The sequence below is a fragment of the Streptomyces sp. NPDC104202 genome, from assembly GCF_055584185.1.
Genome location: NZ_JBVJMN010000001.1, coordinates 105,348 through 118,218 on the forward strand (window position 1 = coordinate 105,348; position 12,871 = coordinate 118,218).

Below are 12,871 nucleotides of genomic sequence, written 5' to 3' on the forward strand. Positions count from 1 at the left end.
ACGGCAGGCCGCCGCGCTGCGGCCACTGCCGGACGCGAGGGGCAGCTCGTCGAGAACCAGCCTCGGCTTGTCGTGGCGGGCGATCGCTTCGCACAGCCCCTGGGCGCAGGCGAGGTCGTATCCGTCGACACTGCTCAGGCGTCTCGATGCGGTGGACAGCCCTTCGAGGAAGGCTGCTGGATTCTTGCTTGCTTGCCGAACCTCCACTCCCACGACGCAGCAGGTCAAAGGCTGGAACGGCGGCCGCCGAAGGTGGTCGCCCGTCACACTGGTCCCGGGCGGGAGTCTCCGGGGTGGATCATCAGCCCGCGATCACTTAGCGTCTGCCGTGGAGGGCCACTGGAACAAGGGCAGTGGACCGTAGGCGGCTTCGAGGAGTGCTGTGGATCTCGGCTCGGTGATCATCGCGGTCGTAGGTGTGGCCGGGACGCTGGGAGCGTCGCTGCTCACGCAACGCGGTTCCGAACGGGCGAAACGCCGGGAGATGGAACTGGTGCGCGACCATGAGGAGGCGCGCGAGAACCTCTCACGTCGCCGCACCTGCTACGTGGAACTCAACCGGGACGCACGTCAGTTCACCACGACACTCAACCAGTTCCTGCATGTCATGCAGGAACAGCGGATCGAGGAGTCCTACCGGACCGCGCTCGACGAGGCGAAGAGAGCCCATCGCGACACGTACTCCCAGGCGCAGATGACCGCCCCTGATGACGTCCTCCGGAGTGCGAGCGCGGTCAACAGGGCCCTGACCGACGTCTACGGCCAGATCAAGCGGCTGGAGCGCGGAGAGCCGGAGCCTGGGGAGACGATGGCCGCCGCGTTCCGTGCCCAGCGGGAGGTGTGGGAGTTGCTGCGGACCATGAGGACCGTGATGCGCCAGGATCTCGGCGTGGTCATGGGCAGCAGTCCGTCTCCTCCGGAGCTCGTCTGAGGGCGGGGGGATCACCGGACCGTACCCGCGGGCGACCTCCGCGCCGACGCCGAGGTCTGGGGAGGTTCCATGATGCCGAGCAACGGGGCTGTCCCTGGCCGCCGGTCGACCCGCGGGGCCCACGACCTTGAGTTCGCCTCCGATCGCGCTCCCCGGCCGCCGCCGCCCGGGCCCTGGCGGCGTCAGTCGGGTGGCGCGGGGGTTCTCATCGGTCCTGGAGGGATTCCAGGAGTTCTCGGGCGCGGGTCAGGATCGTGACGTCGACGGCGTCTCCGAGGTCGACGGCCTGGTGGAGGCAGGTGCGGGCCTGCTGTGTCTCGGCCAGTTCCGTGAGGGCCTCGGCGAGGCCCAGGAGCGCGCTGCCGCGCATGTGGGGCATGGCGATGCGGTGGAACTGGTCCACCGCCTCGCGGTGGTGGTGGGCGGCCTGGGGCCACTGGGCGAGGAGGGCGTGGTCGAGGCCGAGGGCGTAGGTGGTGTGGGCGCGGGTCATGGCGGCGACGTGCTCGCTCACCGGGCGGTCGGGGGCGTCGAGGAAGGTGATGATGCGCTGGTGCTGTGTCTGGGCTTCCTCGACGTGTCCGAGGAAGCGCAGGGAGGAGCCGTAGGTGACCAGGGCGCCCAGCCAGCCTTCGCGGTCGTCGGCCTTCTCGTACAGCTCCACCGAGGCGCGGGCCTTGTCCGTGGCGGCCTGGGCCTCGCCGAGTTTGCGGTGGGCGACGGCCGCGTGGGAGAGGGCGGACGCCTGCTGGGGGACGTTTCCGGCGCGGCGCGCGCTGCGGAGTCCTTCGTCGGTCCGGTCGATGGCCTCGCGGTACCGGTGATCGCACTCGATGAGGGCCCAGGCGTGCATGTTGTGGTGGAACGCCTGTTGGTCCGGGTCGCCGAGGACTGTGGCGGACCGGCTGGACAGGTCGTACACCTCGGACCAGTGGCCCCAGAAGACCCACAGGTCGCAGAACCATTCCATGGCGTCCGCGGTGTCGACGACCCGGGTGTGTTCGCCCTTGTCCGCCGCGCTGCGCAGGGCGGCGAGCCAGGCGGGGGCCTCGGTCTGGAGCCATGCCCGGGCCGCTTCGGCGCTGTCGAGGGTGACGAGCCCCTGCCAGGAAGACGGCGGGGCACCGTACTTGAGCTTGAACCACCGGCCGGCGACCAGCGCCGTCTCCAGGAGCCAGGCCCGTAGGCGCTCTTCGGCCGCGTCGCGCGCGTCGGGTTCCTCCTCACGGGCCAGGCGGGCGCGGGCGAACAGGCGGAGCAGGTCGTGCAGTTGGTGGCGGCCGGTGTAGGCGGCCTGGAGCAGGCCGGCCTCGACCAGTTCCTCCATGACGTCCTCCGCCTCGGCGAGGCTCGTGCCGGCGAGGGACGCGCCGTAGGCGGCGGTCATGTCCGGGCCCGGGACGAGACTGAGCAGGCGGAGCAGGCGCGCCGCCTCGGGGGTGAGCTGCCGGTAGGACAGGGCGAACGCGGCTTCCACGCGGACGTCGCCGGCGGACAGCGCGCTCAGGCGGCGCTCCTCGTCGGACAGGCGGCGGACCAGGTGGTCGACGCTCCACGCGGACCTGACCGTCAGCCAGTTGCCCGCGACCCGGAGGGCCAGGGGCAGGCGACCGCACAGTTCGGCCACCTGAGCCACCGCGTCGGGTTCCGCGTCCGCCCGGTCCCGGCCGAGGATGCGGCCGAGCAGTGCGACGGCCTCGTCCGGTGTCATCTCGGAGAGCGCCAGCCGGTCGACTTCCGTGAGTCCGGTCAGCGGGCTGCGGCTGGTGACCAGCACGAGGCTCCGGCCGCCCGTCGGCAGGAGGGGACGGACCTGCTCCTCGTCGCGGGCGTTGTCCAGCACCACCAGGCAGCGGCGCTCGCTCAGCAGGGTGCGGAGCAGCCCCTCGTGCCCGGCGGTGCCCGCCTGCCGCAGCCGGCGGTCGGGCACGCCGAGGGCCTTCAGCAGCTTCAGCAGGGCCTCGCCGGGTGCGACGGCTCCGTCGACCCCGTGGAGGTCGACGACGAGGCATCCGTCGGGGAACGCGTCCACCAGATCGGCCGCCGCCTTGAGCGCGAGGGTGGTCTTCCCGCATCCCGGAGGGCCGGAGACGACCGCCACGGGGCCGCCGGCTCCGGCGCCGGTGCGCTCGGCCAGTTCCGTGAGCCGTTCCAGCTCGGGGCCGCGGCCGGTGAAGTCCCTTACCGTGCGGGGCGGTACGGCCGTGCCGGCGACCGCGACGGTACGCGTGGGACGCCCTGCCCGGCCGGCGGCCAGCAGGTCGTCCCGTACCGCGTCGGAGAGGCCCAGCCCTTCCGCCAGCGCCATCACGGTGCGCCGCTGCGGGACCCGACTGCGCCCGCGTTCCATGTCGCCGATGGCCCGGACGCTCACGCCCGACGCCGTGGCCAGCTCCTCCATCGTCAGACGTGCCTGCAGGCGCAGGTCGCGCAGGACGGCCCCGAACGGCTTCTCCCCGAACATGTTTCTCCCTGTTCTTCCCGAACCTGAAGAATATGCCCCTGGCGCGGGTGAACGGCGCGAGCGGTGAAGGGACGAACCGCAGGTCACAGCGGTGGCGCGCCCCTCACGCCGGGCCTGTCACACGGTGCCTGTCCCACCGCGTCCGTCCCACCGGACCCGTCACACCGCGTCCGTCACACCGGATGCCTCGGCGGGGCGGGGGTCACTTCGCGAGGAAGGCGAGGAGGGCGGTGTTGACCTCCTCGGCGTGGGTCCAGAGCAGGCCGTGCGGGGCGCCTTCGATCTCGACGTAGTCGGCGGCGGGCAGCGCCTTGTGGAAGGGGCGCGCGGTGCCCTCGGCGGGCAGGATGCGGTCGGCCGTGCCGTGCAGGATGAGGGCCGGCACGTCGACGGCGGGGATGTCGGCGCGGAAGTCGGTGTACCAGGTCGACGGCGCGGCGGAGGCGGCGAAGGAGCCGCCGCGGGCCGCGGTGTCCCAGCTGTTGCGGAGGGCCTCCTCGCTGATGCGGGTGCCGAGGTTCTCGTCGAGGTTGTAGAAGTCGGTGAAGAACGCGGTGTAGTAGGCGTAGCGGTCGGCCTTGACCGCGGCGACGACGCCGTCGAAGAACTCCTGCGGGGCGACGCCGTCCGGGTTGTCGTCGGTCTTCAGCAGGCAGGGCTCCAGCGAGGCGAGGAAGGCGACCTTGGCGACGCGGGCGGAGCCGTAGGTCGCGAGGTAACGGGCGACCTCGCCGGTGCCCATGGAGAAGCCGACGAGGACGGCGTCGTTCAGGTCGAGGGTCTCCATCAGGGTGTGGAGGTCGGCCGCGAAGGTGTCGTAGTCGTAGCCGGTCGTCGGCTGGGACGACTGCCCGAACCCGCGGCGGTCGTAGCTGATGACGCGGTACCCGGCGTCGAGCAGCGCGGCCGACTGGCGCTCCCAGGAGCGACCGTCGAGCGGGAAGCCGTGGATGAGGACGACGGGCTGTCCGGCGCCGTGGTCCTCGTAGGAGAGGTCGATGGCGGTGGTGTTCTCCTGGCCCACGGTGATGTACGGCATGGCTGGTCTCCTCGGTGCGAAGGGGTGTTCCGTGCCTCGGTGCGGCACGCGACGCCGTCACGTTAGGTCCGGGAGGGAGCGGGCAGTTGCCGTGTCACGCACGGCGTCTTGCCCGTGAGCGCAGTCGTCACGGCCCGCCCGGAGCAGCCTGGCCGGCATGGGTCCGGGCGGCGCGGGCCAGGCCGGGGGCCCGGGCCGCGCGGCGCCAGGTCGGCATGGGCCCGGCCGACGCAGCCCAGGTGGCATGGCCCCAGGCCGGCATGGCCCCAGCTCGGCGCGGCCCCGGGTCGACGTGGCCTCTCTTTCTGCCATTCCTGCCTGTGGTTCTGCCTGGAGGCGGGAATCGCCCGCTGTTTGGCTGTGTGGTGCGGGCGGACACCGGGCCCCGCCGATGCGGTCCGGTCGCGCTCCGGCGCGTCCGCCGCCCGTACGACGATCCGCCCGGCCGTGCCGGGCACCGGCCGCCACGGTCCCGGGAGCACAGCGTCCTGGTCCCGTCCGTCGCGGCCGCGGAGCCGCTTCCCCGACCGGAGAACAAGTTGAGCTTGGTGTTGACGACGGCCTCCGTCCCCGACCGGGACAAGGTCGCGTACTGGAACGACGCGGTGAGCAGGACGCTCGTGCCCATGACCGTGACCCCCCGGGGTGACGGGCCGTTCGACGGCCGGATCGCCACGGAACGGCTCGGCTACCTCCAGGTCTCCACCGTGGAGGCCGACGCGGAGCGGGTCAGCCGCAGCCCGGCGCAGATCGCGGGTTCGTCCGAGGCCCTGGTGGCGGTCGGGGTGCAGGTGTCCGGCACGGCCGTGCTCGTCCAGGACGGCCGGCGGGCCGAGGTGGGCGAGGGCGACCTGGTGGTGTACGACACGACCCGCCCGTACAGCTTCGACTACCCGGAGCGCTTCGCCACGCACGTGTTCCAGCTGCCGCGCCGCGCGCTGGGCGTCGCGGACGGCGACATCCGGCAGGTCACGGGGCGGGCCATCGGCACCGGGGACGGGTTCGGCGCGATGCTGCTCCCGTTCCTCGGGTCGCTCGCCTCCTCCTCGTCCGGGGGCTACCCGCCGGCCGTGGCGAACCGGCTGGCCGGCAACGTGGTCGACCTGTTCGCCACGCTGATCGCGGAGCGGGCCCATCCTGACGGCACGGAGGCGGAGGCGCGGAGCCATCTGGTGCTGCGCGTCCTCGACCACATCAACCGGAACCTGGGCGACCCGGATCTGTCCCCGGAGCGGATCGCCCAGGCGCACCGGATCTCCGTCCGCTATCTGCACCGGCTGTTCGAGCGCGAGGGGACCACCGTCGGACGGCTCATCAGGCAGCGGCGGCTGGAGGAGTGCAGCCGCGAGCTGGCGCGGCGCGGCAGGGCGGCGCCGACCGTGTCGGCCGTGGCCCAGCGGTGGGGTTTCGTGAACCCGGCGCACTTCAGCCGGGCCTTCCGCGCCGCCTATGGCGTCTCGCCCCGTGAGTGGCGCAGTCTGCGCACCGCGCAGGACGCTCCGGGGCCGTCTCCGGCGGTGTGCCCGGCACCGGGACGGGCCGCCGGGCCCGGCGGCGAGGTCGCGGGCCGTGACCGGGAGGGGGCTGACCTTCGGGCGTCCAGCGGGTAAGGTCCCCGCTCGGAGCCGCGCCGCCCGCCCGTGTCCGCGGCGGCGGCGCCTCGGCGGCCGTCGGCCTCGCCCGACTCGCGGCGACGCCCTGGTGAGGGCCTCCGGCGCCTCGCGTCCCCCGCTCGACCAGGCACCCCGGTGCATCGAAACGCCCTTTCGCTTCAGGCCCTTCCGGCAGGAGACCGTGTGACCGACTTCCTCCCTCCGTCCACGCGGCGCCCTGTCCTCGACCTGGCCACGCGGGCGTTCGTGGATCGGCACGCCCGCCTCCCGCCGGTCCACGGCATCGACCCGGAGCGGGCCCGCGGACTTCTCACGCGCCTGCTGGGGCAGGGTGCGCCGGCACCGTCCGACGACGAGGAGACCTCCGTCGAATGGTTCGCGCTGCCGGGCGGGCCGACCGGCCGCGTGCGGGTGCAGGTCGTCAGGCCCGCCGACAGTGTCGGGGACGTTCCCGTCGTGCTGTTCCTGCACGGGCTCGGCTGGGCGCTGGACGACGCCGCGACCCATGAGCGCCTGGTGCGGGCGTTCGCCCTCGGCACCGACGCCGCCGTGGTCCTCGTCGCGTACGAGCGCGCCCCGGAGGCGCGGTATCCGGTGGCGGTCGAGCAGTGCTACGCGGTCGCCCGGTGGATCGGCGAGCACGGCGGCGAGATCGGCCTGGACGGCGGCCGGATGGCCGCCGTGGGCTACTCGGCGGGCGGCAACCTGGTGGCGGCGCTGACGCTGCTCGCGAAGGAGCGCGGCGGGGTGCGGCTGCTCCAGCAGGTGCTGCTGTGCCCGGTGACCGACGCGGGCTTCGACACCCCGTCGTACGAGGAGTTCGCCGAAGGCTACTTCCTGGGCGGCGCCACCATGCGCTGGTTCTGGGACCAGTACCTGCCCGACGTGGGGCAGCGGGAGCAGGCCACCGCGTCACCGCTGCGGGCGTCCCTGGACCAGCTGGCCGGGCTTCCCCCCGCGCTGGTGGTCACGAGCGAGGCGGACGTGGTGCGCGACGAGGGAGAGGCGTACGCGGCGAGGCTCCGCGCGGCCGGCGTGCCGGTCGTCTCGATGCGCTACCACGGGACGGTCCACGGCTTCATGGTGCTCGACCCGCTGCGCGGGACGGACGCCGCCCGCGCCGCGCTCGTCCAGACCCTCGACACCGTGCACGTGGCGCTGCACCGGTACCGCGGCTGAACCGCCGCGCGGCGGGTCCCCCTCACGCGGCGGGGAGCGTGTCCAGGAGGTCCTGGGCGGCCCTGAGTTCCTTGTCGTCCGCGGCGTCGCCCAGTGCGAGCGCCTGACGCAGGCAGGAGCGGGCCTCCTCGGTCTCGCCGAGCGCGACGAGGGCCTCGCCGAGGTGGATGAGCTGCTCGGCCTCGCGGTGGCCGATGCCGATGCGGTGCGACTGGATCCGGGCGCTGCGGTAGTGGTCGGCGGCCTGCCGCCACTGCCCCAGCGCGGCGTGGTCGAGCCCGAGCGCCTGGGTCGTGTGGGCGCGGAAGATGTCGGCGACGTGCCCGCTCACCGGGCAGTCGGGCGCGTCGAGGAAGGCCATGACCTTCAGGTGCTGGGTGAGGGACTCCTCGGGGCGGCCGAGCAGACGGAGGGAGCTGCCGTAGAAGCGGACGGCCTGGGGCCAGACCTGGTAGTGGCCGGTTTCCTCCGACAGTCGGATCGCCGCGAGGGACAGCTCCGCCACCTTCTGCGCCTCGCCGAGCTGCCGGTGTCCGCTGGCCGCGTGCACCAGGGCTGAGACCTGCTGGTGGACGTCCTGCGCGCGCCGCGCGTGTGCGAGCGCCTCCTCGGCGCGTTCGATGGCCTCGCGGTAGCGCTGTTCGCAGCTGTTCAGGGCCCAGGAGTGGCAGTTGAGGTGGAAGGCCCGCAGGTACGGGTCGTCCAGCGCCGCCGCTGCCTCGGCGGCCAGGCGGAAGACATCGGGCCAGTGTCCCCAGTGGACCCACAGGTCGCAGAACCACTCCATGGCACTGGCGGTCTCCAGGACCCGGGTGTGCTCCCCCCTGTGGGCGGCGTCGCGCAGGGCGTGGAGCCAGGCGTGTGCTTCGCCCTGGAGCCAGGCGCGGGCCTCGTCGGCGGTCGCCAGCGGGACCAGGCCGCGCCAGGAGGCGGGCGGCGCCCCGTAGCCGGGCCGGTACCAGTGGCCCGCGACCGCCGCCGTCTCCAGCAGCCAGGAGCGCAGCCGGTCCTCGGCTGCCTCCCGCTCGCCGGGTGCCTCCTCGCGGGAGAGCCGGTCCCGGCCGAAGAGGCGGATCAGGTCGTGGAGCTGGTGGCGGCCGGTGAAGGTCGCCTGCAGCAGGCCGGCCTCGACGAGTTCCTCCATGACGTCCTCGGCCTCGAAGACGTCGGTTGCGGTCAGGGCGGCGCCGTAGGCCGTGGTCATGTCCGGTGCCGTCACCAGGCTCAGCAGGCGCAGCATGCGCGCGGCCTGGTGGGTCAGCCGGCGGTAGGACAGCTCGAAGGCCGCCTCCACGCGCACGTCGCCTGCGGTGAGCGCGTGGAGGCGGCGTTCCTCGTCGGCCAGTCGGCGGACGAGGTGGCCGACGGTCCAACCGGAGCGGGCCGTCAGCCAGTTCGCCGCCACCCGCAGGGCCAGCGGCAGCCGTCCGCACAGCTCCGCCACCCGCGCCACGGCGTCCGCCTCCGCGTCCGCCCGCTCCTCCCCCAGGATCCGGCGCAGCAGTTCCACCGCCTCGTCCCGGTCCATCGCCGACAGCGCCAGGCGGTCCACGTCCTCCAGGCCGGTCAGGGGCCTGCGGCTGGTGACCAGGACCAGGCTCCGCCCTCCGGCCGGCAGCAGTGCGCGGACCTGTCGCTCGTCGCGGGCGTTGTCGAGGACCACCAGGCACCGCCGGTCGCCGAGCAGCGCCCGCAGCAGCCCCTCGCGGCCCTGCTGGTCCTCCTGCGCCAGCCGGCGGTCCGACACGCCGAGGGCCTTCAGCAGCTTCAGCAGCGCCTCGCCGGTGTCCACGGGGCCGTCGACCCCGTGCAGGTCCACGACGAAGCACCCGTCGGGGAACGCCCCGGCGAGATCCGCCGCCGCCTTCAGCGCCAGTGTCGTCTTCCCGCAGCCGGGTGGGCCCGAGACGACCCACACGGCCACCTCCTCGCCGGTCGGCGCGCGCTCGGCGGCCTCCCGCAGACGCGCCAGCTCGGGTCCGCGTCCGGTGAAGTCGCCCACCGGCCGCGGTGCGGCGAGAGCTCCGGCCCCCGCGGCGGCGCGGGCCGGCCGGGCCGCGCGCACCGTGGCGAGCAGGGCCTCGCGTTCGCCGTCCGCGAGCCCGAGGCCCTCGGCCAGCGCGACGACGGTGCGCCGTTGGGGGACGCGGCTGCGCCCCCGCTCCATGTCGCCGATCGCCCGGACGCTCACCCCGGACGCCTCGGACAGGTCCTCCATCGTCAGACGGCCCCGGGTGCGCAGTCCGCGCAGGACGGCACCGAACGGCTCTTCCCCGTCCACCACTCCTCTTTCCTCCCGCCCCGAGGAAAGGATACGGCGTGTCAGATGGGACGAAACCGCAGGCCAGCGCCGTGGAACGACAAGGCCGGGCCCACCTGGAGGGGTGGACCCGGCCCGGGCGGGGCACGCGGATCAGTGACCGGCGGCGCGGACCGCCGGGAGGTGCCGGCCTGGACGCGACCGGGGTCGGGCGGTGGACGGCCGGTGTGTCACAGGCCGAAGCGGGCGCGCCTGTCCTCGGGCACCAGGTCGGTGTACGCGGGATGGCGGCCGATCCAGCCCCGGACGAAGGGGCAGTAGGGCAGGACGCGGAGCCCGCGGGCCCGGGCGTCGTCCAGGGCGCCGCGGGCGAGCAGCCCGCCCAGGCCCCGGCCGGCGAAGCGGCTGTCGGTCTCGGTGTGGAGGAAGGCGATCTCGCCGTCCGAGAGGTGGTAGTCGGCGAAGCCCGCGAGCTCGGTGCCGTCGTCGCCGGCGAGGATCTCGTAGCGGGACTTCTCGGGCCGGTCCGTCACCTGCGGTTCCATGGGTGCTCCTGTGCGGTCGTGGTGGTGTGGGCATGGGTACGCGCGCGGGGGTGCGGTCGTCAGAGGGTGCGGCGCACGCCCGCCTGGCGTTCGAGGTTGCGGAGCTGGACGGCGAGATCGCCCTCCACCGCGAGGTGGGCGGGACCGCTGCGGCCGATGGGCAGCACCTGCTCGCCGCGCATGTCCTCGAGCATCAGGGCGAAGGCCGTGTACATCGCGACGAGCGCCACCACGAGGCCGAGCGCACCGGACGTCCGCGTCAGCCACTCGGCGCCCGTGACGCCCGCGAGACCGGTGGCCGCCCAGCGCGGCAGGGACACCGCGAGGACGAGCCACAGGGCGCGCTTGGGCCCGGTGACGGCGGTCATCAGGGCCCCGAAGCACAGGAGGGCCAGGTTGAACACGCCGAGGACCCGGAGGCCGTCGGATGCGCCGGTGAGCATGACGAGCGCGTACGGCAGCCAGCTCCCGGCGAACACCGCCATCAGCGTCGCCGCGATCACGTCGCGGGCGCCGAAGGCCAGGACGCTCACCAGGAGCTGGAGGACGAAGGCAGGGAGCACGGTGAGGGCGACGGCGGCGCGGGCCGTCTCGTCGAAGAGACCGAGCTGGAGGCAGCCCGTCATCACCGAGGCGATGGCGATGGTGAAGAAGCCGAGCGGCATGGGCGAGGCGATGGGACGCAGGTTGATCCGCGTCATCGACCGGAGGTCCGGTTCGAAGCGGCGCTCCGCGGGAGCGTCCGGCGGGGTGGTCGGGGCTTCGCCGTCGCCGCCGGCGGCGACGGGAGAGGCTTCGGTCATCGGAGGGGGCTCTCTTTCGGTGCGCGCGAGGCGGGTGGGGTGGGGTGGGGTGGTGGGGCTTCCGCGCGCGCGGCGGGGTCGGCGTACGCGCGCGGGAAAGGGTCCGTTCCGGCCTCAGTGCGCGAAGCAGGGGTCCACGAAGGGGGGTGTGGTGTCGGGGGCGGCGCCGCGGGCGACGCGCCAGCGGCGGTGCTGCTCGGACTCGGCGACCGCCTCGGCCACGCGCGACGCCTGCCGTGCGCCGCTCAGGCCGTCCCGGTCCGCCTGGTAGCCGCCGAAGTGGGCCACGGGGCTCCACTCCGGGGTCACCGGCGGGACGGCCTCGTCGAGACCCTCGTACTCCGCGGTCGCGTGGACGATGCGGCCGCCCACGACGGTGAGGACGGACTCGATGTCCGGGATGACGTCCTCGGGCACGGTGAGGAAGTCGTCGGAGAGAACGGCGAGGTCGGCGTAACAGCCCTCCCGCAGGGAGCCCTTGACGTCCTCCTCGCCGGTGAGCCGGGCTCCGCCGCGGGTGTAGAGCCCGAGGGCCGTCTCCCGGTCGAGCAGGTTCGCGGGCGGGTAGAGGGCCGTGCCGCCGACGGTGCGGCCGGTGACCAGCCAGTGGAGGGCGACCCACGGGTTGTACGAGGAGACGCGGGTGGCGTCGGTCCCGGCCGCGACCGTCAGGCCCCGGTCGAGCATGGCCCGCACCGGCGGGGTGTGGGCGGCCGCCTCGGCGCCGTAGCGGTCGAGGAACGCGGAGCCCTGGAAGGACATCCGGTTCTGGACCGACACGGCGCCGCCCAGGGCGGCGATCCGGTCGAGGCTGTGGGGGGAGACGGTCTCCGCGTGGTCGAAGAGCCAGCGGTTTCCCCCGGGGAAGAGCCCTTCGGCGGCGAGCTTCTCGAAGACGGCCAGGTCGCGGCGGATGGTCTCGTCGTAGGTCGCGTGGAGGCGGAAGCCCCAGCCGTTGTCGAGGAGCAGCCGGACCGCCTCCTCGAACTCGCCCTCGTAGCCGTCGGCGAGCTCGGGGCGGGGTTCGGAGAAGTTCTCGAAGTCGGCGGCGGCCCAGGTCAGGTTCTCCCCGGCGCCGTTCAGCCGCAGCCACGCGTCCCCGTCGCCGGGCCTGACCGTCTCGGTCCAGCGCTTGAGGTCGGCGAGTTCCTGCCCGGCCGTCTGCGGAAAGAGGTGGTAGGCGATCCGGAGGGTGAGCTCGCCCGCACGGGCGAGGTCGACGACGGTGGCGTAGTGCTCGGGGAAGCTCTGGAACCCTCCGGCGGCGTCGACCGCGGACGTCAGACCGAAGCGGTTCAGCTCGCGCAGGAAGTGGCGCGTCGACGTCCGCTTGTCGGCCTCGTCGAGGGCGGGGGCCTTCGCGAGGGTCGAGTACAGGACGAGGGCGCTCGGCGCCGCGAGGAGGACGCCGTTGGGCTCGCCGTCCCGGCCCCGGACGATCTGCCCGCCGCGCGGGTCGGGGGTGTCCCGGGTGAAGCCCGCGGCCTGGACGGCGGCCCGGTTCATCAGGGCCGACTGGTACAGGTGCAGGACGAAGACGGGGGTGTCGGGTGCGGCGGCGTTGAGCTCCGCGACGGTGGGCATCCTGCGCTCGGCGAACTGTTCGGCGGTCCAGCCGCCGACGACGCGGATCCACTGGCCCTTAGGGGTGCGGCCGGCCTGCTCGCGCAGCATCGCCAGGGCGCGGCGGAGGCTGCGCACGCCGTCCCAGCGCAGTTCCAGGACGTAGTTGAGTCCGCCCCGGATGACGTGCAGGTGGGAGTCGTTGAGTCCGGGGACGACGCGGCGGCCGAGGGCGTCGACGACGGTGGTGCCGGGCCCGACGAGGTGGGCGAGGTCGTGGTCGTCGCCGAGGGCCGCGACCAGGCCGTCGCGGACGGCGACGGCTCGGGCCTCGGGCCGTGCGGGGTCGCCGGTGAAGACCTTGGCGTTGCGGACGAGGAGGTCGGCGTGCCCCTGTTCCCGCCGCGGCGCGGGGACCAGCCCGGCGACGGGCATGCTCGGCGGGGACGCGGCCGGTCCCGTCGCGGACGCGAC

The 12,871-nt window shown here is 73.9% G+C and carries 9 protein-coding genes; 3 read left to right on the top strand and 6 right to left on the bottom strand.

Annotation, left to right across the window (positions count from 1 at the left end):
• Nucleotides 1–382: 382 nt before the first annotated feature.
• On the top strand, nt 383–931 hold the full coding sequence (locus ACZ60W_RS00500; protein ID WP_469753110.1) for a hypothetical protein: 549 nt from the start codon (nt 383–385) through the stop codon (nt 929–931).
• 205 nt (nt 932–1,136) lie between these two features.
• Here the strand turns inward: ACZ60W_RS00500 and ACZ60W_RS00505 are convergent, their stop codons facing one another.
• Complete coding sequence (locus tag ACZ60W_RS00505) at nt 1,137–3,395, bottom strand: helix-turn-helix domain-containing protein (protein WP_469753111.1); 2,259 nt, start codon at nt 3,393–3,395, stop codon at nt 1,137–1,139.
• A gap of 202 nt (nt 3,396–3,597) precedes the next feature.
• Nucleotides 3,598–4,434, bottom strand: a complete 837-nt coding sequence (locus tag ACZ60W_RS00510) for an alpha/beta fold hydrolase (protein ID WP_469753112.1) — start codon at nt 4,432–4,434, stop codon at nt 3,598–3,600.
• Nucleotides 4,435–4,973: 539 nt separating this feature from the next.
• Between ACZ60W_RS00510 and ACZ60W_RS00515 the strand changes: the two genes are divergently transcribed.
• Complete coding sequence (locus ACZ60W_RS00515; protein WP_469753113.1) at nt 4,974–6,044, top strand: AraC-like ligand-binding domain-containing protein; 1,071 nt, start codon at nt 4,974–4,976, stop codon at nt 6,042–6,044.
• Between the two features lie 186 nt (nt 6,045–6,230).
• Complete coding sequence (locus ACZ60W_RS00520; RefSeq protein ID WP_469753114.1) at nt 6,231–7,226, top strand: alpha/beta hydrolase; 996 nt, start codon at nt 6,231–6,233, stop codon at nt 7,224–7,226.
• Nucleotides 7,227–7,248: 22 nt separating this feature from the next.
• On the opposite strand, the gene ACZ60W_RS00525 is transcribed toward ACZ60W_RS00520, so the two are convergent.
• The 4 genes from ACZ60W_RS00525 to ACZ60W_RS00540 all read right to left on the bottom strand — a co-directional run bounded on the left by ACZ60W_RS00525 (nt 7,249) and on the right by ACZ60W_RS00540 (nt 12,832).
• Nucleotides 7,249–9,510, bottom strand: a complete 2,262-nt coding sequence (locus tag ACZ60W_RS00525; protein WP_469753115.1) for a helix-turn-helix domain-containing protein — start codon at nt 9,508–9,510, stop codon at nt 7,249–7,251.
• Between the two features lie 206 nt (nt 9,511–9,716).
• Complete coding sequence (locus tag ACZ60W_RS00530) at nt 9,717–10,031, bottom strand: GNAT family N-acetyltransferase (RefSeq protein WP_469753116.1); 315 nt, start codon at nt 10,029–10,031, stop codon at nt 9,717–9,719.
• Nucleotides 10,032–10,090: 59 nt separating this feature from the next.
• The gene (locus ACZ60W_RS00535) at nt 10,091–10,834 is read right to left on the bottom strand and encodes a GPR1/FUN34/YaaH family transporter (protein ID WP_469753117.1); all 744 of its coding nucleotides are present in this window, start codon (nt 10,832–10,834) and stop codon (nt 10,091–10,093) included.
• Between the two features lie 114 nt (nt 10,835–10,948).
• Complete coding sequence (locus ACZ60W_RS00540; RefSeq protein WP_469753258.1) at nt 10,949–12,832, bottom strand: amidohydrolase; 1,884 nt, start codon at nt 12,830–12,832, stop codon at nt 10,949–10,951.
• Nucleotides 12,833–12,871: the final 39 nt, after the last annotated feature.

Excerpts from the sequence above, each read along its gene's own strand:
- ACZ60W_RS00535 (WP_469753117.1), bottom strand. The coding sequence starts at position 10,834 with ATGACCGAAGCCTCTCCCGTCGCCGCCGGCGGCGACGGCGAAGCCCCG.
- ACZ60W_RS00505 (WP_469753111.1), bottom strand. The coding sequence starts at position 3,395 with ATGTTCGGGGAGAAGCCGTTCGGGGCCGTCCTGCGCGACCTGCGCCTG.
- ACZ60W_RS00530 (WP_469753116.1), bottom strand. The coding sequence starts at position 10,031 with ATGGAACCGCAGGTGACGGACCGGCCCGAGAAGTCCCGCTACGAGATC.
- ACZ60W_RS00540 (WP_469753258.1), bottom strand. The coding sequence starts at position 12,832 with ATGCCCGTCGCCGGGCTGGTCCCCGCGCCGCGGCGGGAACAGGGGCAC.
- ACZ60W_RS00510 (WP_469753112.1), bottom strand. The coding sequence starts at position 4,434 with ATGCCGTACATCACCGTGGGCCAGGAGAACACCACCGCCATCGACCTC.